Source organism: Spiroplasma endosymbiont of Virgichneumon dumeticola (assembly GCF_964264745.1).
Classification (GTDB): Bacteria; Bacillota_I; Bacilli_A; order Mycoplasmatales; family VBWQ01; genus Spiroplasma_E.
Window position 1 is genome coordinate 255388 of record NZ_OZ183478.1, and the last position, 22504, is coordinate 277891.

The window sequence follows — 22504 nt, forward strand, 5'->3', positions numbered from 1 at the left end:
AGAAAGTAAAGATTTGCTTTATTAGCATTTTTTAATACTAAACTTGTATGTTTTATAATTTGTCTAATAAATTCCCACTTATTAAAGCTGTAAATTTATCAAAAAATTGTTCTTGGTTGCTAATATTTTTTGAATCTCAACCAGCACCAACAGTTAATAATTGCCCCTTACTTACAATAAAGATAATTGGTAATGATGTAAATTTACGATCCTTATCAGTACTAGGGTAAGGAGGAATAACAGTTGTAGCAGAGTCTGTAACAGGTTCTGAGTATTTGGTACCTACTGTTTTGTTGTCAATTAATCAATGGTAGATATTTTGTTGTCAACTAATAGAATAATCATTTCAAAAATCATCGGTTGATGTCTTACTTTCATCAGCAAACGGTTCTCTTTCAAACGTTAGAATCTTAATTTTAGTATTATTTTTATCTAAAGCAGGTTTTACACGGTCTGATTCTAGATATTTTTCTCACTGACTTTTACCAACTGTTGGAGGTATTGCTTGCATAGCAGTTAATCCATCAGTAAGTGTTTTTTCATCGGCATTGCTTTTAATTCCAAGTACACCAAAAAAAGTTTCTTTGCTATTAACATGATTTTTAAAATCTTGAAATTTTGAATCATCACTACAAGCGACTACTTGTAAAGTTGTTGTGCTACCTAGTACTATAGCAGCCATTAATCCTAGTATTTTACGCATTTAATTTTCACACCTTCAATATTATGTTGTATGCCTAAAGCATAAACAAATAATATATAATAAAATATAACGTATTAAGTATACTATGTTATAATCTTAATAACAATAAAAAAATACAAAGGAGCAAAATATTTTCTATATGGAAAGTAATTGGTACATTTATATAATCATATTAGTAATTCTATTATTTTTAAGTAGTTTCTATTCATCAGCAGAAACTTCTTTAACTTCATTAAACGTTATTAGAATTAAATCAATTGGTAAATTACGTAGCAAGAAAAATCATCGTGCTAATATTGTTTTTAAATTAGTAAAAAATTATAATACAACTTTAACAACTATTTTAATTGGCAATACATTAATTAATGTTGCCATTGGTACTTTAAGTACAGTTTTATTTATTGACAGTTTAAACTTACCAATTTATGGACCATTAATTTCAACTTTAGTTTCTGCTACTGTTGTTTTAATTATTGGTGAAATTATTCCTAAAAGTGTTGCTAAATTACACCCTGAGGCAGTGGCGTTAAATTATGCTTATATTTTATATATACTGAATATTATTTTTTATCCTTTTACTTTTATCTTTAAACTATTTCAAATTAAAAGTAAAAAACCAACTAGTTCAGAACAAGAATTAATTGAATTAATTTCAATTATTGAACGAGAAGGAGTTATTGAAAAAGCAGAACGCGATTTAATTGAATCAGCAATTAAATTTGATGAAAAATCTGTGTTTCAAGCTATGCATCCCAAAAGTAAAATCAAATATATCTATGATGACACTCCTGCTAAAACAATTAAACAGTTATATCTAGAAGAAAAATATAGTCGAATTCCGGTTATAGACCGTAATACTGATAATGTAATTGGAATTTTAAATATTAAAGAATTTATTATTAACATGTTAGAAAATGAACATCCTGATTTATTAAAATTAATGTTACCACCTATTTTTATTTCAAAACGTGCAAAGTTAAATGAAGCATTGGAATTACTGCAAAGTGAAAGAATGCACTTAGCTATTGTGTGTAATAATAAAGAAAAAAAAGATTTTAGTGGAATTATTACCTTAGAAGATATTCTTGAAGAATTAGTCGGTGAAATTTATGATGAAACTGATGAGATTGGTTTAATTCAAGAAGTTGGAACCCATAAATTTCGTGTTGACGGTTCATCAAAATTAGAATTATTATTCAAGCGTTATTTAAAAAAGAAATCACCTAATAGTAATAATCAAACTGTTCAAGAATGATATATGATGAAAACTAAAGAAAAGAAAGTTAGAAAGTGTAGTCCTGTTTTTAAATTTCGTAACTTTTCGTTTAAAGTGGTGAAAGTAAAAAAAGAATATGCTGTCTTTGAAGTAGAAGTATTTACTAATAAAAAAATTAAAAATGAATGAGAATAAACGTTAGGTAAAATTTATTATAATAAAGATATAATTATTTTAGAAAGAATGTGACCTTATGTTTGGAAAACATCAACATGAAACAGAAAAATCTGATTGTCTAAGATGTCAATATAATTCTTTGATTAAAGAAGGTAAAATTATTATTGATGGGTGAGATAAACAACCACCAACACCAGAAAGATTAGTTGAGATTCAACAAATATTAGCAAAATTACAATCTGAAATTGAAGAACATAAAAATGATGCTGAATTAAAGTTTTGTGCTGACCATCCTGAAATATTTGAATTTTTACCCATTGAAGTATAAAAAATGAATCCGTTTATGGATTCATTTTTTTACACTATTTAATGATTTTATAATCAATTTATGCTTTTAAATTGTAAAATTTTTGAATAGTTTTAATATATATGTGTAGCTTATAAAATTTAAGAAAAGGTTATTGAATTTTAGAAATATAGGTAAAAAGGGGAAAATAACATGAAAAAATTTATTACAAGTAGTTTGGTTCTAACTACGCTTTTAAGTACAACACCACAAATTACTACCTTATCAAAAACAAACAATATTGAAAATTTACAATACAAAGAACAACATAAATCAATTGATTTTGATTATGTAGAAAAATATTTTGCAACTAAAACTGAGCAAGAAAAACAAGTATTAAAAGAAAATATATTAGGTGTTATTTCATTAGCAAATGGTGCTATCGTTTTTGATAGCGCTAAATTGAATAAAAAAATATGAGATTTTAAAATTTATCAAATCATTACTAGTGATGAATATCTTCAAGTTTTGCATGTTTACTATCAAAATAAATTCTTAATTTTTGATGAAAAGGGTAAAGCTAGTTTTAATTTTGCAACCCAAGCAGTAAAAAATCTTAACATTGAAGGTATTTGATATGAAACTTATTGATATTGATTTAGTATAGCGAAATTACATTTTAGTTCAGCTATAATTGAAGAATTTACTGAAGGGGGGCTTTCGGTTGCTGAAATCGCAGCTATGATTAGTGAAGCATGCCCACCATTATCACCCGCAGCGTTTGCAATTGCTGCTGTAATAACAGCAAATGCATTTATTTTAAAAGCATATGATTATGGTCGTGGTGCTTGAATGGAATTATATTTGTTTACTATTCCTACATTAAAATTTGGAAGTAATTAAGGATTTGATAAAATGTTTAAGTCTTTTTTTGAAAATCTCAAAATTGATCCATTATGAAAAAATATAATAAAAATAAGTTTGATATTTTATTTAATTGCAAGTTCAACATTTTATTTTATTTTATATATTTGAATCTTAAGTTTTATAAAAAATGAATGATGAAATATTGACAAAAGTTTTATTATTTTTTCTGTTTTTTGTTTTCAAACAGTGTTTATTTCTTATAGTTTGAGTGTTTTTATACTTAACAGTAATGATGAACAACAAAGAAAATATCATTTTTTATGGTTATTATTGTTTCTACTTGCTTTAAATCCTATTGGTTTTATTGGTATTTTAATGCTAGAAAGTGAACATAAATGAAAAAGCAAAAATAATGTAGTTGAAGTTCAAGAAAATACGACTATGATTAAAAATGAAAAATGATTTTTGTTTTGAGCATTATATAGTTCTATTGGAATGATGATTTTTATTATTTTTATACCTATTTCTATTTTAAATATTATAAAAATAATTAAAAATTGAAAAAATGACTTAATTGAAATTAAAGAATTAAAAAAAATGGCTTATTTTAGTAGTGATTTAACTTTAATTATTGCAGGTAAATTTGCTTTTTAATTAAAAAGCAAACACCAACAGAAAATATTAGACTACATTAAATTTTTATTGCATTTTCTTCATTTAAACTTAAGAAATTTGATAAGTGGTCACCAACACCACCTTCATCATTAGTTTTTCTAGTAATGTCATTAGCAATGCTTTTAATAACGATATTACCATTCTTCATAGCGACACCATAACCAACAGCCATTAACATTTCTATATCGTTGATTTCATCGCCATAAGCAATAACATCCCGAATATCAATATTATAATATTGTGCTAAGATACGAGCAGTCATACCTTTGTCAATAAACTTGCTTGAGATTTCAAAAATTAAACTACCATTATCATAACGCGTTCACGTATTAACCTTAATGGCATTAGAATATTTTTCAAGCACTCGGTATACTTCATCAAGGTTAGTATCATCTTTAAACTGAATTAAGATAGCATTAGCACTACCCTTTCAATCTCTAATTAATTTACTAATGGTGAAAGTATCATTTTCAATAGTATCTAAATGAAAATAGGTTTCAAAGAAATCATCTTTTTTTCAGCATACCGCTTTATTGTAATATTCAATAACGGAGTTTTCAATTTGGTCATAGATATGTGATTCATTTAAAATACTTTTAACAATACTTTCGGAGATAGGAAATACTAATCGTTTGAATTGTTTAACTTTTGGGTCATGAATGTGGCCACCATTAAAGTTGCATAATAAAGTATTAAGACCTAATTCACGATAAAACTTAATTGATCCACGATGTGGTCTTCCTGTGACAATACAAACAATATGTCCTTGTTTTTTAGCTTGTAATAAAGCTTTTTTAGTATTGGGATGGATTTCTCTGCCTCCACTTTTTAATAATGTTCCATCAAGGTCACATAAGATTAAATGTTTTTGTTCCATATTACGACGTTGGATTGCCATGTTATTTCCTCCTATTTTTTGTTGTTACTGACTAAATAATTAAGACCAATGGTATCTTGGACTAGAGTTAATTTTTGATTAGCAATCTGGTTAGCAATTTTAGCTCCTTGCTCTAAAAATTTTGTTAATTGAAATGATTTTTTATTAACTAGTTCATTATGTTTTTTTTGCATAGGCGTTAATAAACCGTTAACTACTTTAATAACTTCTGATTTTAAAAATCCATAGTTTTGATTAGCAAAATATTTTTCACAAGTTTTTATGTCTTGTTTGGTAATACTAGCATAAATACTTAGTAGATTACTGACACCAGGTTTATTTTCAATATCGTATTTAATAATACCTTCAGAATCTGTAACAGCCTTTTTAATTTTATTTGTTACTTCTTCTTCACTGTCATTTAAAAATATAACATTTTTAATATTTTCATCTGATTTTGACATTTTTTTAGTAGGTTCTTGTAAACTCATAATCTTTTGTGCTTGTTCGTCAAAAATTGCTTCTGGAATTTTAAATAATTTAGTTTTATGAAGATTGTTCATTCTTGTAGCTAGAGTTTTTGTTAATTCTAAATGTTGCGTTTGGTCAACACCAACTGGAACGAAATCAGCATCGTATAATAAAATATCAGCAGCCATTAATGTTGGGTATACAAGTATTCCAGAAGGAATACTTAAAGTTTTATTTTGATTAGTAGTTTTTTGACTTTTGTCTTTGAATTGTGTCATCCGCTCTAATTCACCTAAATAACTATGACATAGTAGAATATAACCTAGTTGCGTATGAGCTAAAACATCAGATTGGATAAAGATATGTGACTTAGCAGGATCAATACCAGCAGCAAAATATCATGCGGCAATATCTCTAATGTTTTCTCGTAATGTTTGTGGATTAATGGGTAGTGTTAAACCATGTAAATTAGCAACAAAAATTAAGAGTTGATGGTCATCTTGAAGTTTTAGAAAATTATTAATTGCCCCTAAGTAGTTACCTAAAGTTAATTTTCCAGTACTAGTTATTCCTGATATAACACGAGCCATATGGGCATTCCTCCTAATTATTTTTTAATTATTATAATTATCAACGATAAAATTAAATAATTCAATTAATTATCTTATTTAATTATAAAAAAATTATATCCTAAACTAAATAAAATACCGGACTTCTCCCCACATGTACTTGTGGAGGAAACAATGAAATTGAATGAGTTCAATAATACTTTTCAAACTGAAAAACAATGTCTTGCATATATAGCAAGTTTGAAACAAAGCAAATGTATTAGGTGTTCTAGTTTTAATTTGAATACTTCTAATTTAAGAAAAATGAGATGTTTGAAATGTCATCAAACATTCAGTATTCTCACGGGCACTATATTTTCAAAGTCACAAACACCTTTAATATCTTGGTTTTATCTCATCTTTAGATGAATAAACACCAAACATGGAATTCCATCAACTGATGTTGCAAAAGAATTGGGAGTGACCTTGAAAACAGCTTGAAGAATGGGTCATAAAATCCGAAGTGCCATTGCTAAACAAGAACCTCAATTCATTGTTGAGGGCATAGTGCAAATGGATGAAATGTATCTTTCACATATGGGTTTTAAAAAACAAGGAAGATCCTTGTTGAACAAAACCTTGATTGTTGGTATTTATGAAAAAACAACCAACAATCTGATTGTGAAAGTATTGAAAAACGCAAACAGTAAAAATCTTTTGCAGTTTGCAATAAACCACATTTCTTCAAAGTGTGATGTACATACTGATTCTTGAAAAGGATATCGCGATTTGAAATCGGTTTTCACTAAGCATGAAACAGTTAACCATCAAGATGGCTATGTTTCAAAAAATGGTGTAAATACCAACCAAATTGAGTCAGTATGAAAACATATACGAAGAACATTTAAAACACATATCAAAGTTGCAAAACATCATATTCATTTATATGCAAAAGAAGCTGCATATAAATTCAATAACATACCTAGTTTTGAAACTGTAATGCTATGTTTAATTTAAAAATGTGGGGAGAAGTCCGTAGATAGGCTTTTCTCAGCATTTATGTGATAAAATTTAAATAGACATAAAGGGAGAAAAGCCTAAAATACTTATGTTGCTAAGCCTAATATTGATATTTTTTGATAATAATTTCATGAACCACAGTCATGAAATTATTACAAAGGTAAATTTCTGAAGTAGAACTATACGCGGACAAAGAAGAATATGATATAATATAAAAATGAAGGATAAGATGGAAAGGTCTTTCATGTGCTTTATTTAACATTTTTAAATGAAGATTATAAGTTAAGTGGCAGTATCAAAGGAATATATTAGTATTATTTTTGTTACTCAAATATAAGTTAACTATAAAAATATTGGTATATTAAAGTTGATATTGGTAGGGTATTAATGAAAAAGAGGAAGAGGAAAGGGATTCTTGCCATGATTAAAATATACGTTTCTCCTAGTTGTTTATCGTCAAAAAAAGTTATTCAATTTTTCGAAAAACATAAAATTCCATATATTAAACGCAACATAATTCACAACCCATTAACAGATACTGAAATTAAGTTATTATTAAGATTTGTGCCTAATGGTGTTGGAGATATTATTTCAACAAGAGCAAAATTTATTAAAACACATGCTATTAATATTGAAAAATTAACAATGTTGCAAGTATTTGATTTAATTAAAACTTCTCCAACAGTTTTAAAACGCCCTATTATTGTACAAGAAAATAAGCAAAGAATTCAAATTGGTTATAATGAAGATGAAATTGAATTATTTCTTCGAGGTTCTATTGAAAATGAATTTGAAGATTCTTGTGAAATATTTTAATTAAGTATTTAAAATGATTGGAATTGATTATGAAAAATTATGAATTTATCATTATTGCTAATAAATACAAAAATTCACAAACTTTATCTGAAACTTTAAGGGCCAAACTTTTGGCCCTTAAAGCAATTGAGACTGATTCTAACCCACAAATTGTTTTTGTGATTGGTGGTGATGGGACATTTTTAAAAGCAGTTAATGAATATAATCATCTGCTAAAAAAAGTAAAATTTGTGATTTTTAAGTGTGGAAATTTAGGATTTTATGAAAATTTTGACCACACACAAATTGATGATGTTCTAACTTGAATTGCTAATGATGATAAAAATTTAAAAATAAATCCCTTGTCATTATTAGAAATAGTTGTTAATAATCAAACACTATATGCAATAAATGAAGTTAAATTTATTAATTTAACCACAACACTATCATGTCAAGTTTTAATCAATAACCAAATCTTTGAAAATTTCCGTGGTTCAGGAGTAGTTGTCTCTACGAGAACAGGTTCAACAGGTTTAATGAAATCCCTTGGTGGTGCCGTTGTACTATCCAATCATAATTTAATGCAATTTCATGAAATTGCTCCAGTTGCTAATAATAGTTATCGCAGTTTAAATTCGCCTTTAATTTTAGATGAAAAACATGAAATTACCTTAAAAATCAACAATCAAGTTGACAAAATATCAGATTTTGGTAAATTAATTGTTGATACTTTTGTTTTTAATGATAAACTAAATGATGAGATAACAATTAAATTATCAAGATTATCCTTACAAGTTTTAGAGTATAGTCCTAATCATTACTCATTACTTACTAAAGTTAAAAAAGCATTTATTCAAGATTAAAAAAAGTAGATGCTATAAAATACATTAAGGAAGTGTTTTATGCCAGTTTGACAAATTGCCTTATTAGTTTCTGCGTTATTATTTGCTGTTGTTAGTATTGGCATTTGAATTTGAAACATTAATACCGCTAAAAAATTACGTACTGAAACTAAAAAAGATGAAGGTAAAATTAATAATAAACCACAAAAATTTCCCTTTAAATTACAAAATTTTATTTTATATTTAGGTGGAATTGAAAATATTAAAGAAACATCAGCTACTGCTAATAAAATTAAAATTTCAATTATTGAACATACCAAAATTGATTTTAATAGTTTAAAAAAGATTAAAAATCGTGGTATCTTAGATCAAAGCGAAGCTGTTAGTTTAGTATTAGGTAGTTATTGCTATAACCTAAGCAGTGCTATTAATGAATTAATTAAATTAAATAACAAAAAGTAGTTTATTTACGATAGTAACCGTAAACTCCGTTTATTAATACGTAAGCATTAGGATAACCTTGCTCACGTAAGCTAATAGCCGCTGCTGTTGAGCGATGCCCTGCATTGCAAATAGTGATAATGGTCATATTTTTATCAGTAATGTACGTACTAGGGTTTTTTATTAAATCGTAGTAAGGAATGTTAATGATATTAAGTTCATTATCAGTGTTTGCGATTTTTTTAAGGACTTGATATTCACCAATATCACGAACATCAATTAGTAATGAACCTACTTTCATTTTGTCAAATTCTTTATTTGATAGTTCTACTTTGGTGTTAGGTGATTGTTGTTTATTTTTAAACATAATTTATCATCTCCTTAAATAAATTTGATTTATACCTAATTCTAACATGTTATTATGCTATAATGCTGATGTATTGTGACAAAAAAAGGAAGTTAAGGAGTAAAAGCATGTCAAAACAAAAATTTAATTTGACAGTTGGTCAATATGATTTAACTGTCGTTCTGGGGACTATGGCTAATTTAGCAGAAAAATCAGTAACAATTAGTTATGGTAATACTGTAGTTTTAACGACAGTTGCCTATAATGAACATATTAATAATCAGGATTTTTTTCCATTGCAAATTGTATTTCAAGAAAAACTATATTCAGTCGGAAAAATTCCTGGTGGATTTCTAAAACGAGAAGGTCGTCCTAGTGAATATGCGACACTATGTGCAAGATTAATTGACCGTTCAATTCGTCCTTTGTTTCCTTATGGATTTGTTAATGAAGTGCAAGTAGTAAATAATGTTTTTGCTTTAGATGACAACTGTGATGTTCGTATTAATGCTGCCTTTGGAACATCCTTAGCATTATCTTTAAGTAGTTTACCTTTTCAAAGGCCAAGTGCCACAGTAGTAGTGGGGAAAATTAATAACCAATTAATTTTAAATCCTAGTCAAGAACAATTGTTAGTTTCAGAAATGGAATTAATTGTTGGTGGAACCAAAGATGCTATTAATATGGTGGAAGCGGGATGTCATGATATTAGTGAAAAAGATATGATTAAAGCTTTAAAATTTGCCCATGATGAAATCATTAAACTAATTATTTTTCAAGAAACAATTATTAAAGCAATAAGTCCTACTAAATTTGAACCAACATTAGCATTAATTCCTAATGTAATTAAAGAGTATGTTGAAACTCATTGTTATGCCGCCATTGCTAAAATTAGTACGACTATTGATAAAAAAGTTCGTGGTAATTTAATTAAAGATTTATTAACAACAACTTTTGATAGTTTTAAAATTTCACAAGCAGAATTTTTATTAGATTCTAATGAAGCAACAGTAATTCATAATATTCGTAAAAGCATTGAAGAATTATTACAAACAACAATGCGAACAATGATTTTAAAAGAAAAAAAACGAATTGATGGCAGAGGCCCTGATGATATTAGAAAACTAACAAGTATGGTTGATATCTTACCGATTGTGCACGGTAGCGCGATGTTTAATCGTGGTGAAACGCAAGTTATGTCAATTTTAACGTTAGGTGCTTTAGCTGAGCATCAAATTATTGATGGTTTAGGTAAAGAAGAATACAAACGTTTTATCCATCATTATAACTTTCCGCCATTTTCTGTTGGTGAAACAGGAAGAATGGGAGTACCGTCACGACGTGAAATTGGTCATGGTGCCCTTGGAGAAAAGGCATTATTACAAGTTATTCCGCAAGAAAAAGATTTTCCATACATGATTCGTTTAGTATCGGAAGTTCTTGCTTCTAATGGTTCAACATCACAAGCAGCGATTTGTGCTTCATCAATGGCATTGATGGCTGGTGGTGTTCCAACGAGAGCAGCGATTGCGGGCATTGCAATGGGATTAATTAAAGAAAATAAAGATTTTGTAGTACTAACAGATATTCAAGGTTTAGAAGATCATTTAGGTGACATGGATTTTAAAGTAGCTGGCACCAGTGAAGGAATTTGTGCACTACAAATGGATATTAAAATTGCGGGCATTGATTTTAACATTATTACGCAAGCTTTAGAAAAAGCTAGAATTGCTAGATTACAAGTGTTAGAAAATATGAATAAGGTTATTAAAACACCACGAATTACTTTAGCTGCAAATGCACCGAAAGTAATTATGAAACAAATTCCGGTTGATAAAATTCGTGATATTATCGGTTCTGGTGGTAAAGTTATTAATAAAATTATTGCTGATTGTGATAATGTAAAAATTGATATTGAAGATGATGGTCGTATTATACTGTATCATAATAACCAAAGTGCAATTAATAAAGCATGAAGTATTATTGAAAGTATTGTGTTTCCTGTAAAAATTGAAGTAGGTTCTAAATTTGATGCTAAAGTTGTGACCATTACTAAATTTGGTGTCTTTGTTAACTTAAAAGATAAGATTGATGGTTTAGTTCGTATCTCACAATTTTCAAAAATATTTAATAAACGAATTGATGATTTAAATGATTTCATTAAAATTAATGATATAATTAAAGTTCGGGTAGTTAAGGTTGAAGATAACGGTAAACTTAGTTTAGAAATTATTGGTTAGATATAATTATGAACCTAAAATAAACTATTATTTGCTTTTTATTTTTTTTAAAAACAGTTATAATGTTTTAACTATTTTAATGCTAAAATATTATTATAGTACAATGAAGAAAATATTTTTAATTTTCTTAACTTACAAATTATTAAAATTAAAAAATAATGCTAAAAAGAAAGTAGAAAACTGGTGAAATAAATGGCAAAGATAAAAGTATTTGCACTAGGTGGTCTTGATGAGCGTGGCAAGAATTTATATGTTGTAGAAGTAAATGAAAAAATATTTGTTTTTGATGCAGGAATTAGACTACCAGAACGAGAAATTTTAGGAATTGATATTATCATTCCTGATTATACTTATTTAAAAGAAAATAAGCAACGTGTTCAAGGGATTTTTATTTCAAAACCATCAGATGATGCCTTTGGCGCTTTACCTTATATACTAAAAGATTTTAATAAAGACAAAAGTAATCATAAAGTCCCTATTTTTGCTAGCAAGCTGACTGACTTCATGATTAGACAAAAACTAGAACGTTTTCGTTTTATTAATCAAAATGAAATTAGTATTAAAAGTATTCAACCAAATGAAAAAATGAATTTTGGTAATGTTAGTGTTGAAACCTTCAAAACCACAACTTCAATTCCTGGCAGTTTAGGATTTGTACTAACTGTTAATAATGAAGAAAAAAATCAACCAGCAGAACGGATTGTTTATACAGGAGATTATATTTTTGATGGTGAATACCGCAATGATTTTGCTACTGATATTCCTCATTTAGCAAGCGTTGCTAAAAATGATGTCTTGTTATTAATTAGTGAAGCATCATGTGCTGTTAGAAAAAACTTTACAGCTCCTAATCATAAAATTCAAAAAATTATTGAACCAGTATTAAAAGAAGCCCCAGGAAGAGTTATTCTTGCTTGTTATGATCAAGATTTGTATCGTGTTAATGAAATCTTAAATGCTATTCAAGAAACTGATTCGAAGCGTAAAATTGCTGTTTATGGTGTAACGTTATATGATATTTTACTAAAAGTTAATGATTTAAATGCTTTTAATATTAATAAATCACAACTAATTAACTTAGCACAAACGGTTGGTATGAAAGACACAGTTATTATTGTTACTGGTAGTGGTGAACGATTATTCTTAAAAATGAATAAAATTGCTGTTGGTAATGATGACTATTTGAAATTAGAACCGCAAGATACAGTAATTTTAGCAACTCCACCAATTCCAGGTAATGAATTAGCACATGCTTCACTACTAGATGAGTTAGCAAGAACTGATGTTAAAGTCATTAGTATTTCTGAAAAACAAGTTTGAAGTTTAAATGCTTCGTATGAAGACATTAAATTAATGGTTAATATTATTCAACCTAAATACTTTTTGCCTGTTAAAGGATTGTATAAAGATTTTGTTGCAGCCCAGCAAGCTGCTATTAGTGCTGGTGTATTAGATAACAATGCTTTAATCCATGATAATGGTGAAGTTATTACTTTTGAAAACGGTAAGTTAGTAGATAACTTTGTTAAGTCAACCTTTAATCGTGCATCATCAATTGGTGATAAAAGTTTTAATACTATTAAATCAACAGAAAATTTAATCAAAACTGGTGATGTTTATGTTGATGGAATTGGTGTTGGTGATATTGGCGCCATTGTGATTAATGAACGTAAGCAATTACAACGTGATGGTGTATTAATTACTGGCGTTACGATTGACCGTAAGACTAAAGAAATAATTTCTTTAATTGATGCGCAAATGCGTGGTGTTATTTATTTAACTAACAATGAAGGAATTATAAAAAATATTCAAAAAATTATTATTAATGTTATTGAAAAGTATAAAGCAAGTAATGCATTTAGCATTAATGAAGTTAAAAATAAAATGCGTAATGATCTGCAAGATTATATTAAAAAAGAAACTGGAAAATTACCGATGGTTTTAACAGTTATTAATGAAAATTAATCTTTTTAAGTAGGTGCACAAAATGGAAAACAGTAATCCACAAAGAATAATCACTTTTTCTAAGCTTCATACGCGAGGTGACGAAGTAGGAACCTTGTTTTTTGCAGTTACCATTTTGTGTTTTTTAATTATTAGTTTAATTAGATTTAGTGTTGTTGGTAAAATGTTAGATGATTTATGTTTTACTTTTCTCTTTGGTTGAATTAAGTACTTAGTATATGGGATTAGTTTCTTTGCTATTATTCCTTTATGTTTTGGTTATCATTTAAAAATGAAACCAAGCAATGTAGGAAAATTAGTTTTAATATTAGTATTAGTTTGCTGAACAACTCAAACTTTGTCATTAATAATTAATAATCGTAATCATTTATATTCTAATTATCATAACTTAAACTTAATAAGTATTACTACTAATTATGCTAATACGTGATGAAGTAGCAGTATTTTTACTAACTATAATGGGTTTTTTGGTAAACCAATTTCCTTTCCTAATTTAGGAATTAATACGTTTTTTCCAAGAAATGCTACAGGTGGTATGATTAGTACAATTTTAACAGGACTATTTAGTTATGGTTTTTTTGCTACTAATGTTTTTTCTAATATTATTGGCATCTTGTTATTAGTTTCTTTGCTTTTTTTTAAACGTCCGCTAATTATTTTTAGTAAGTTTAAATTATGTACCATTGCTTTTACGAGAATGTTTAAAAGCGTTAAAACGAAAAGTAAAACTAAAAGAGCTACTAAGAAACAATTTGAAGCCAAAAAATTAATTCATGAACAAAACTACAAACAAATAATTGCTGACAAAGTTGCTATTGAGAAAGAAGTGTTAAAAGAAATTAAAGGCATTAGAAAACAAACTAAAAATACTAGTCAACTTAATGATGCAATTGCTAATCCTATTTCTAATTTAGAAAAAACTATTAAATTAAAACAACAACAAATTCTATCTCAACAAAAACAACAAACTAATGATAAAGAATTAGATACCCAAGAAACAACTTCTGCTCCTGAAATAATTAATAATAAGTCACAACATTATTTCAACGAAGATTCTCACTTAACACCATTTGGTAAAATTAATCCAGATAGTCAAAAAGACAATGTTAATGTTAATAAAGGGGTACTGGTTATTAAAAAAAGTTTAGAAGATAGTGTATTTAATAATCAATCTGTAGTTACAAGTTCAGAAAATAATATTGATAGCGACAAGTAGTTATTAATTAATTTTAAATCTTAGAAAGGAAATTAAAAATGATTCGTCGTGCCAAATTTAATGAAACCACCGAAAATATTGCGATAATAATTAATATTTTGGCTTTTCTCCCTTTATGTACTATTTTTAAATTTTATCACATAAATGCTGAGAAAAGCCATAATTTTTTTAATTCATCTTGTGCAATTTTTTCTTCATTTCATTGTTTTTTAATTTTTATTAAGTTAATAGCAGCAATGGGTGCAAATAAAATAAAGCAACTTAATCCGATTGAAGCATAAATTGCTAATAGTAAGATATGTTTATCATTTTTAATCATTACTATTTCAGAATTATTTTCTGCTTTCACAATGTGATTATTTCTTATTAAAAGTAACATTCCAATGAAACCAAAAATATCAAATGCTAGGAAATATAAAACGGACTTCTCCCCACATGTACTTGTGGAGGAAACAATGAAATTGAATGAGTTCAATAATACTTTTCAAACTGAAAAACAATGTCTTGCATATATAGCAAGTTTTAAACAAAGCAAATGTATTAGGTGTTCTAGTTTTAATTTGAATACTTCTAATTTAAGAATACTGAATGTTTGAAATGTAATCAAACATTCAGTATTCTCACGGGCACTATATTTTCAAAGTCACAAACACCTTTAATATCTTGGTTTTATCTCATCTTTAGATGAATAAACACCAAACATGGAATTCCATCAACTTATGTTGCAAAAGAATTGGGAGTGACCTTGAAAACAGCTTGAAGAATGGGTCATAAAATCCGAAGTGCCATTGCTAAACAAGAACCTCAATTCATTGTTGAGGGCATAGTGCAAATGGATGAAATGTATCTTTCACATATGGGTTTAAAAAACAAGGAAGATCCTTGTTGAACAAAACCTTGATTGTTGGTATTTATGAAAAAACAACCAACAATCTGATTGTGAAAGTATTGAAAAACGCAAACAGTAAAAATCTTTGGCAGTTTGCAATAAACCACATTTCTTCAAAGTGTGATGTACATACTGATTCTTGAAAAGGATATCGTGATTTGAAATCGGTTTTCACTAAGCATCAAACAGTTAACCATAAAGATGTCTATGTTTCAAAAACTGGTGTAAATACCAACCAAATTGAGTCAGTATGAAAACATATACGAAGAACATTTAAAACACATATCAAAGTTGCAAAACATCATATTCATTTATATGCAAAAGAAGCTGCATATAAATTCAATAACATACCTAGTTTTGAAACTGTAATGCTATGTTTAATTTAAAAATGTGGGGAGAAGTCCGTTATTAATTATATTACTAATAAATATCAAAATCATAAACATGTTAAATGATTATCATGAAATGTTAGTTATGGCAACATTTATGCTAAACAATTGTATGAACGTTTAAAATTTAAAGATGATGGTCAAATTATGATTAATAATAATTCTTTCTATCATATGATAGAAAGAATTAAACAAGAAATAGAATAGAGTCCAATAGGTTAATTTACACAATTGAACATATATGATTCTTGCCATAGTGCATTTCAATAATATCTTTATCAGATATTTCATAACTAATACTTGATATAGAATTATTAAACTTTTTATTTTTGTTATTTTTTGACATTTCTTTTTGTTGTTTTTCTAATTTCTCGTTTGTACTTTTTATGGTTTGTTTTACATGTTCTGGAATCATTTTCATGGTTTTTGGAAAATTACTTTCCAAAATTTTTACTTCCTCTTTTAATATTTCAATTTGTGTTGAAATATTAAAAATATTTACTTGTTCCATTTGCACAGAATTAGTACTTGGTAGTTTATTTTCATCAAGTTCAGAAATAGTAGGAAGAATTTGTTTTTTTAAATCTGAAACTTTTTCTTTCTTTAAAATCAAAACCCATTTCCTTTAAAATAAAGCAATGGGTTAAAAATTTATATTTAGTTTATGTAAAGAATATATCATTTTTCATTTATTATCTATCAACAATGAGTTTTAATAAAAACCATATTTAATATGTCATTTTGGGTGCTCAGGAATTTTAATTTTATTAAATATCCTCTTAAGTTTTTTATTTTGATTTTGATATGGTACAATTTAGTAAAGACCTTGAAGGATTTCAAAATAAACAGTGAATTTTAAGCGTATGCTATTAAGCAAAGTACGTTGAACCTTAGGCTAGAAACAAATCTGTAAAAAGATTTGTTTTTATTTTATCTTTGGTACAAGTCACCTAAGTTTACTCCAAATAATTTTAAAAACAGAATATTCATTTGTTATGAATTTAAAATAAGAATAAAAATAGTTTATATTTTTTAAAATTGAGGTTTATCATAACTTTTTAAATTAGTAAAAATAATTATAATTAATGATAAAATCAAAGTAACTTTTAAATTATAAACTAGGTGAAAAGATGGCAAAAAATATTTTATTGCAAGAAAAAATTAAAATTTTACCCAACATCGCTGGTTGTTATCTTTTTAAAGATACCTTTAATAATTTAATCTATGTCGGTAAAGCCAAAGATTTAAAAAAACGAGTTACTTCGTATTTAAACAAAGCTAGCAATTTTAAAACTATGTTATTAGTTAATGATATTACTGATGTTGATTTTATTACTACTTCCAATGAAAAAGAAGCATTAATTCTTGAACAAACATTAATTAAAAAACATCACCCGAAATACAATATTTTATTGGCAGATGATAAAAAATACCCTTATATTCAAATCACTAATCATCGCAATCCCCAATATCGTTATGTTCGTAGTGCTACTAAAAAAGATGGACGTTATTATGGGCCATTTCCCGATGGCACAGGTGCCCGTGATATTTTAAAATTATTAGAACGGTTATTTCCGTTACGTAAATGTAACGGGAATTTAGGTAAACCTTGCTTATATTATCACTTAGCACAATGTTCAGGTGCTTGTTTTAAAACTGTTCTTGTTAGTTATTATGAAGATATGATTAATAAAATTGATCAATTTTTTAAGGGTAATGTTGGAGTTATTAAAAAAACATTAATTAATAATATGACAACTAGTGCTGAAAACTTACAATTTGAAAATGCTAATCGCATTAAAATTTTATTATCAAAAATTGATTTATTTTTATCACAACAAGTTGTGGAATTCCAAGACTATGGAAATCGCGATTTCATTAACTTTTTAATTGAAGATGACATGGTAGTGTTAATTACTTTATTTTATCGCAACGGAAAACTACAAGCTAAAGATGAACAAATTGTCCAAAATAATTACTTAGAAATTCAAGATTTAATTCGTAATTATTGTCAACAACTGTATAGTAAAAATACCTTACCAAGTGAAATTTATTTACCACACACCATTGATACAACAGAATTAAAAATTTTATTTCCGCAGGTAAAGTTTATTTTGCCAATTAAAGGTTCAAAAGAACACATTTTAACTTTAGTTAAAACTAATGCCATTTATGCTTGAAACAACTACTTACAAAGTTCTAAAACTAATAATACTCCTATTAACATGATGAAAGTTTTATCACAATGAATTAAAATTCCTAATTTAAATCACTTAGAAATTTTTGATGTTTCTAATTTACAACACAATGCTAGTGTTGGGGGAATGATTGTTTATAAAAATGGTAGTCCTAGTTTTAATGATTATCGTAAATTTTTATTAGACCCTAAAATCCCTGATGATTATCATCGGTTTAGTGAAATGATTTATCGTCGCTATCATCATTTAATTATTAACCAATTACCATTGCCAGATTTAATTATCGTTGATGGAGGTAAACCACAAATCACAGCAACATTAGAACAATTATCATCACTGAATTTAAAAATACCTATTATTGGTTTAGCAAAAAATCAAAAACACCAAACTGATCGCATTATTAATGATAAAATGCAAACTATTAATATTCCTAAAAATGATGCTTGTTTTTTATTTTTAAGTAAAATTCAAAACCAAGTTCATAGTTATGCTATTAAATATCATAAATTGAAACGCAGTCAATCAATGATTAATAGTGTTCTTGCTACCATTCCTGGAATTGGAATGCAAATGCAAAATAAAATCTTAGCAGTATTTCCAACATGAGAAGATTTACAAAATGCCACATCAGAACAATTATTTAAAATTATTAAATCTAAAACAGTTACTGGTAAATTATGAAAAGAATTGCATAGTTTTAGTTAATAATTTCAGTTAGAAAATATGATAGAAACAAATGATAGGGCCGTTTTAATTTTGTTTTTGTTTGTAAGTTTATTTGATAGTTTATAATTTGTTTTAAAGAAAGAAAAAGGTTGCAGATGCAATCTTTGGTTTGGTTTATTACATACTACAATGATTAACTACTCTATTATTTACTGTTGTTATTTCTGGTGATGTGTTGTATTGAACGTTTATTTCGTTAATACTATTTTGGTGTAATAATGATGTATTTTCATCTTCCATATTTATTGAAGTATTATCAGCTTTTAAAACATCATTTATTTGTCCATTAGATACATTGTCATTAGTGTGATTAATTTTATTGCACAACGTTATTACTCCATCATATAACAAGGTTGCCAAACCTCTTCCTACTAAAGCCCCTCCTATTCCTGTTTCTGCTATAGTAAAACCTATAAGTAGAAATACTAATCCACCTTCGGGTTGATTAAATTTTTCCATAGTCATACCTAACTTAGCGTATAAATAAACGGACTTCTCCCCACATGTACTTGTGGAGGAAACAATGAAATTGAATGAGTTCAAGAATACTTTTCAAACTGAAAAACAATGTCTTGCATATATAGCAAGTTTGAAACAAAGCAAATGTATTAGGTGTTCTAGTTTTAATTTGAATACTTCTAATTTAAGAAAAATGAGATGTTTGAAATGTCATCAAACATTCAGTATTCTCACGGGCACTATATTTTCAAAGTCACAAACACCTTTAATATCTTGGTTTTATCTCATCTTTAGATGAATAAACACCAAACATGGAATTCCATCAACTGATGTTGCAAAAGCATTGGGAGTGACCTTGAAAACAGCTTGAAGAATGGGTCATAAAATCCGAAGTGCCATTGCTAAACAAGAACCTCAATTCATTGTTGAGGGCATAGTGCAAATGGATGAAATGTATCTTTCACATATGGGTTAAAAAACAAGGAAGATCCTTGTTGAACAAAACCTTGATTGTTGGTATTTATAAAAAAAACAACCAACAATCTGATTGTGAAAGTATTGAAAAACGCAAACAGTAAAAATCTTTTGCAGTTTGCAATAAACCACATTTCTTCAAAGTGTGATGTACATACTGATTCTTGAAAAGGATATCGCGATTTGAAATCGGTTTTCACTAAGCATGAAACAGTTAACCATCAAGATGGCTATGTTTCAAAAACTGGTGTAAATACCAACTAAATTGAGTCAGTATGAAAACATATACGAAGAACATTAAAACACATATCAAAGTTGCAAAACATCATATTCATTTATATGCAAAAGAAGCTGCATATAAATTCAATAACATACCTAGTTTTGAAACTGTAATGCTATGTTTAATTTAAAAATGTGGGGAGAAGTCCGTAGATAGGCTTTTCTCAGCATTTATGTGATAAAATTTAAAAATAGTACATAAAGGGAGAAAAGCCTAAATAAATTAAACTGCCAGTGCCTCCAACAGCACCAACAATCATTCCTGTTGTTTTAAGTGAAGTTTCAAATATTTCTTTATAATTCATTGTTGTTCTCTCCTTTCAAAATAAAAATTAACCTAATTTAAAGTACAATATACAACAACTCATTTTGAATTGCAAGAATTTATTTAATTTCTTTTATTCTCTTTGTCTTTAAATATCAAGATATGTGATAAAATGGAAACGTTAAAGTAAAACGTAGTAAGGAGTTTTTTTCATGGCTAGTAAACTTAATACTAATGTATACAACGAATATTCCATTCAAATTTTAGAGGGACTAGAGGCTGTTCGCAAACGTCCTGGTATGTATATTGGTTCTACTGATAATCGCGGTTTACATCATTTAGTATGAGAAATTGTTGATAACGGCATTGATGAGGCTTTAGCTGGTTTTTGCACTCATGTTACTGTCACTATTAATGTTGATAGATCTATTACTGTTGATGATAATGGACGTGGTATTCCCACAGGAATGCATGCTTCTAAAAAAAGTACACCAGAAGTTATTTTTACTGTCCTTCATGCTGGAGGCAAGTTTGATACTAACAGTTACAAAACATCGGGTGGATTACACGGTGTTGGTGCCTCAGTTGTTAATGCTTTAAGTACGTGAATGAGTGTCACTATTAATCGCGATAAAAAAATTCATGAAATTAAATTTAAAAATGGTGGTAAAATTAACGAACCATTAAAACAAATTGGTACTACTTATAAAACAGGAACTAAAGTTCAATTTTTACCTGATTTTATTCGTGTTTTTCAAGGTTGTGATTGAAATATTCATCTGTTCGAACAACACTTACGTGAAAGTGCTTTTTTAATTAGTAACTTAAGTATTGAGTTAATAGATAAACGCAACAACACTACAGAAAGGTTTCAATATCAAAATGGATTAGTAGCTTTTATGGAATATTTAAATGCTGGTAAAAAAACCATCTCTCCTATTGTTTCATTAAAAGGTAAGCAAAATAATATTGATGCTGAAATTGTTTTACAATATACCGAAGATTATGCTGAAACATTAATCGGTTTTGCTAATAATGTTAAAACTAATGATGGTGGAACTCACTTAGTTGGGTTTAAAAGTGGTATGACAAAAGCTATTAATGACTATGCACGCAAACAAGATTTGTTAAAAACCAAAGATAAAAACTTAGAAGGAAATGATTTAAGAGAAGGACTAGTGGCCATTGTTTCTTTACGGATTCCTGAAAATTTAATTCAGTATGAAGGTCAAACCAAAAGCAAATTAGGAACACCAGAAGCACGAGTTGTCGTTGATAATATTGTTAATGAAAGATTTTCATTTTGATTACATGAAAATAGTGATAGCGCCAAAAAAATTATTGATAAAGCCATTAAAGCACGTGATATCCGTAATGCAATTCGTAAAGAACGTGAATCACTACGTAACAAAAACAAAGATACACAGAAATTCCTTGTTGGTAAACTAGTACCTGCCCAAACTAAAAATCCGAAAATTAATGAAATCTTCTTAGTAGAAGGTGATTCTGCTGGCGGTAGTGCCAAATCAGGTCGTGACCGTACTTTCCAAGCTATCTTGCCATTAAAAGGAAAAGTAATTAATGCTGAAAAAAGTAAAACCGTTGATTTATTTAATAACGAGGAAATTATTATGATTATTAATGCCATTGGTGGTGGTGTTGGTAGTGAATTTGATATTGAAAACTGTAATTACAATAAAGTTATTATCATGACCGATGCCGATACTGATGGTGCCCACATTCAAATTTTATTATTGACATTTTTTTACCGTTTTATGAAAGATTTAATTACATCTGGTAATGTTTATATTGCGTTACCACCATTGTTCAAAATTAGTTATAAAGTTCAAGAACAAGAGCAATCAGCATATGTATGAAATGAGTTAGAATTAAAAGATAAATTAGAAACCATTCATGGTAAATATGATCTACAACGTTACAAAGGTTTGGGCGAAATGAATGCTGAACAATTATGAGAAACCACTATGGATCCCCATGTTCGTCAACTTATTAAAATCACCATCGATGATGCATTAGTTGCTGAAAATGAAATTCAAACATTAATGGGCGATAAACCAGAAAAAAGACGTCAATGAATCGAAGAAAATATTTCTTTTGATGATAGTGACTATTAGGGAGT

27 protein-coding genes are annotated in these 22504 nt (G+C 27.7%); 20 read left to right on the forward strand and 7 right to left on the reverse strand.

From position 1 onward, the window contains the following. Positions 1-52: 52 nt before the first annotated feature. On the reverse strand, positions 53-682 hold the full coding sequence (locus ACFEL4_RS01720; protein ID WP_375317846.1) for a hypothetical protein: 630 nt from the start codon (positions 680-682) through the stop codon (positions 53-55). Between the two features lie 160 nt (positions 683-842). On the opposite strand from ACFEL4_RS01720, the gene ACFEL4_RS01725 reads away from it, so the two are divergent. The 4 genes from ACFEL4_RS01725 (at position 843) to ACFEL4_RS01740 (ending at position 3903) form a co-directional block, all read left to right on the forward strand. Further along, a complete protein-coding gene (locus ACFEL4_RS01725; protein ID WP_375317847.1) occupies positions 843-2114 on the forward strand; it encodes a hemolysin family protein in 1272 nt (423 codons plus the stop codon). Between the two features lie 58 nt (positions 2115-2172). Continuing rightward, the gene (locus ACFEL4_RS01730) at positions 2173-2424 is read left to right on the forward strand and encodes a hypothetical protein (protein ID WP_375317848.1); all 252 of its coding nucleotides are present in this window, start codon (positions 2173-2175) and stop codon (positions 2422-2424) included. Positions 2425-2595: 171 nt separating this feature from the next. After that, positions 2596-3285: a hypothetical protein gene (locus tag ACFEL4_RS01735; RefSeq protein WP_375317849.1), complete on the forward strand. Its 690-nt coding sequence runs from the start codon at positions 2596-2598 to the stop codon at positions 3283-3285. Positions 3286-3297: 12 nt separating this feature from the next. Beyond that, positions 3298-3903 carry a hypothetical protein gene (locus tag ACFEL4_RS01740; protein WP_375317850.1) on the forward strand — a complete coding sequence of 202 codons (606 nt, stop codon included), beginning with the start codon at positions 3298-3300 and terminating at the stop codon, positions 3901-3903. Positions 3904-3940: 37 nt separating this feature from the next. Here the strand turns inward: ACFEL4_RS01740 and ACFEL4_RS01745 are convergent, their stop codons facing one another. Next, a complete protein-coding gene (locus ACFEL4_RS01745) occupies positions 3941-4822 on the reverse strand; it encodes a Cof-type HAD-IIB family hydrolase (RefSeq protein WP_375317851.1) in 882 nt (293 codons plus the stop codon). Positions 4823-4833: 11 nt separating this feature from the next. After that, positions 4834-5862, reverse strand: a complete 1029-nt coding sequence (trpS, locus tag ACFEL4_RS01750; protein ID WP_375317852.1) for a tryptophan--tRNA ligase — start codon at positions 5860-5862, stop codon at positions 4834-4836. Positions 5863-6015: 153 nt separating this feature from the next. Between trpS and ACFEL4_RS01755 the strand changes: the two genes are divergently transcribed. The 4 genes from ACFEL4_RS01755 (at position 6016) to ACFEL4_RS01770 (ending at position 8939) form a co-directional block, all read left to right on the forward strand. Next, entirely contained in the window at positions 6016-6837 is an 822-nt protein-coding gene (locus ACFEL4_RS01755) for an IS1595 family transposase (protein ID WP_375317853.1), read from the forward strand. A gap of 390 nt (positions 6838-7227) precedes the next feature. Beyond that, positions 7228-7656, forward strand: coding sequence for a Spx/MgsR family RNA polymerase-binding regulatory protein (locus ACFEL4_RS01760; protein ID WP_375317854.1), 429 nt, complete (start codon positions 7228-7230; stop codon positions 7654-7656). A 29-nt stretch (positions 7657-7685) separates the two neighbouring features. Further along, the gene (locus tag ACFEL4_RS01765; RefSeq protein ID WP_375317855.1) at positions 7686-8498 is read left to right on the forward strand and encodes an NAD(+)/NADH kinase; all 813 of its coding nucleotides are present in this window, start codon (positions 7686-7688) and stop codon (positions 8496-8498) included. 39 nt (positions 8499-8537) lie between these two features. After that, positions 8538-8939, forward strand: a complete 402-nt coding sequence (locus ACFEL4_RS01770) for a hypothetical protein (RefSeq protein WP_375317856.1) — start codon at positions 8538-8540, stop codon at positions 8937-8939. Between the two features lies 1 nt (position 8940). Here ACFEL4_RS01770 and ACFEL4_RS01775 read toward each other — a convergent pair whose 3' ends face one another. Further along, a complete protein-coding gene (locus ACFEL4_RS01775; RefSeq protein WP_375317857.1) occupies positions 8941-9285 on the reverse strand; it encodes a rhodanese-like domain-containing protein in 345 nt (114 codons plus the stop codon). Between the two features lie 107 nt (positions 9286-9392). Here ACFEL4_RS01775 and ACFEL4_RS01780 point away from each other — a divergent pair, with 107 nt between their 5' ends. The 3 genes from ACFEL4_RS01780 (at position 9393) to ACFEL4_RS01790 (ending at position 14685) form a co-directional block, all read left to right on the forward strand. Continuing rightward, complete coding sequence (locus ACFEL4_RS01780) at positions 9393-11504, forward strand: polyribonucleotide nucleotidyltransferase (protein WP_375317858.1); 2112 nt, start codon at positions 9393-9395, stop codon at positions 11502-11504. A gap of 192 nt (positions 11505-11696) precedes the next feature. Beyond that, positions 11697-13469 (forward strand): ribonuclease J, encoded by a 1773-nt coding sequence (locus ACFEL4_RS01785; RefSeq protein ID WP_375317859.1) that lies wholly within the window; start codon positions 11697-11699, stop codon positions 13467-13469. Positions 13470-13584: 115 nt separating this feature from the next. Further along, a complete protein-coding gene (locus ACFEL4_RS01790) occupies positions 13585-14685 on the forward strand; it encodes a hypothetical protein (protein WP_375317860.1) in 1101 nt (366 codons plus the stop codon). A 133-nt stretch (positions 14686-14818) separates the two neighbouring features. Here ACFEL4_RS01790 and ACFEL4_RS01795 read toward each other — a convergent pair whose 3' ends face one another. Then, positions 14819-15160: a hypothetical protein gene (locus ACFEL4_RS01795; protein ID WP_375317861.1), complete on the reverse strand. Its 342-nt coding sequence runs from the start codon at positions 15158-15160 to the stop codon at positions 14819-14821. Between ACFEL4_RS01795 and ACFEL4_RS01800 the strand changes: the two genes are divergently transcribed. From ACFEL4_RS01800 to ACFEL4_RS01810, 3 genes are read left to right on the forward strand one after another with little or no spacing between them, the layout of a single operon-like run. Beyond that, positions 15141-15344 carry a hypothetical protein gene (locus ACFEL4_RS01800; RefSeq protein ID WP_375317862.1) on the forward strand — a complete coding sequence of 68 codons (204 nt, stop codon included), beginning with the start codon at positions 15141-15143 and terminating at the stop codon, positions 15342-15344. The genes ACFEL4_RS01795 and ACFEL4_RS01800 overlap by 20 nt on opposite strands. Beyond that, positions 15278-15676, forward strand: coding sequence for a hypothetical protein (locus tag ACFEL4_RS01805; RefSeq protein ID WP_375317863.1), 399 nt, complete (start codon positions 15278-15280; stop codon positions 15674-15676). Before ACFEL4_RS01800 ends, ACFEL4_RS01805 begins: the two co-directional genes overlap by 67 nt. Further along, positions 15571-15960, forward strand: a complete 390-nt coding sequence (locus ACFEL4_RS01810) for an IS1595 family transposase (protein WP_375317864.1) — start codon at positions 15571-15573, stop codon at positions 15958-15960. Before ACFEL4_RS01805 ends, ACFEL4_RS01810 begins: the two co-directional genes overlap by 106 nt. A gap of 226 nt (positions 15961-16186) precedes the next feature. On the opposite strand, the gene ACFEL4_RS01815 is transcribed toward ACFEL4_RS01810, so the two are convergent. Continuing rightward, positions 16187-16576, reverse strand: a complete 390-nt coding sequence (locus ACFEL4_RS01815; RefSeq protein WP_375317865.1) for a hypothetical protein — start codon at positions 16574-16576, stop codon at positions 16187-16189. Positions 16577-17093: 517 nt separating this feature from the next. On the opposite strand from ACFEL4_RS01815, the gene uvrC reads away from it, so the two are divergent. Next, entirely contained in the window at positions 17094-18866 is a 1773-nt protein-coding gene (gene uvrC, locus ACFEL4_RS01820) for an excinuclease ABC subunit UvrC (protein WP_375317866.1), read from the forward strand. Positions 18867-19004: 138 nt separating this feature from the next. On the opposite strand, the gene ACFEL4_RS01825 is transcribed toward uvrC, so the two are convergent. Beyond that, positions 19005-19430 (reverse strand): hypothetical protein, encoded by a 426-nt coding sequence (locus ACFEL4_RS01825; protein ID WP_375317867.1) that lies wholly within the window; start codon positions 19428-19430, stop codon positions 19005-19007. Between ACFEL4_RS01825 and ACFEL4_RS01830 the strand changes: the two genes are divergently transcribed. The 5 genes from ACFEL4_RS01830 to parE all read left to right on the forward strand — a co-directional run bounded on the left by ACFEL4_RS01830 (position 19411) and on the right by parE (position 22499). Then, positions 19411-19821, forward strand: coding sequence for a hypothetical protein (locus ACFEL4_RS01830; protein WP_375317868.1), 411 nt, complete (start codon positions 19411-19413; stop codon positions 19819-19821). The two genes, ACFEL4_RS01825 and ACFEL4_RS01830, sit on opposite strands and share 20 nt — an antisense overlap. Further along, positions 19793-19924 carry a hypothetical protein gene (locus ACFEL4_RS01835; RefSeq protein WP_375317869.1) on the forward strand — a complete coding sequence of 44 codons (132 nt, stop codon included), beginning with the start codon at positions 19793-19795 and terminating at the stop codon, positions 19922-19924. The genes ACFEL4_RS01830 and ACFEL4_RS01835 overlap by 29 nt, the downstream gene beginning before the upstream one ends. After that, a complete protein-coding gene (locus ACFEL4_RS01840) occupies positions 19869-20084 on the forward strand; it encodes a transposase (protein WP_375318351.1) in 216 nt (71 codons plus the stop codon). The genes ACFEL4_RS01835 and ACFEL4_RS01840 overlap by 56 nt, the downstream gene beginning before the upstream one ends. 11 nt (positions 20085-20095) lie before the next feature. Continuing rightward, positions 20096-20230, forward strand: coding sequence for a hypothetical protein (locus ACFEL4_RS01845; RefSeq protein ID WP_375317870.1), 135 nt, complete (start codon positions 20096-20098; stop codon positions 20228-20230). Between the two features lie 346 nt (positions 20231-20576). Further along, on the forward strand, positions 20577-22499 hold the full coding sequence (gene parE, locus ACFEL4_RS01850; RefSeq protein ID WP_375317871.1) for a DNA topoisomerase IV subunit B: 1923 nt from the start codon (positions 20577-20579) through the stop codon (positions 22497-22499). Positions 22500-22504: the final 5 nt, after the last annotated feature.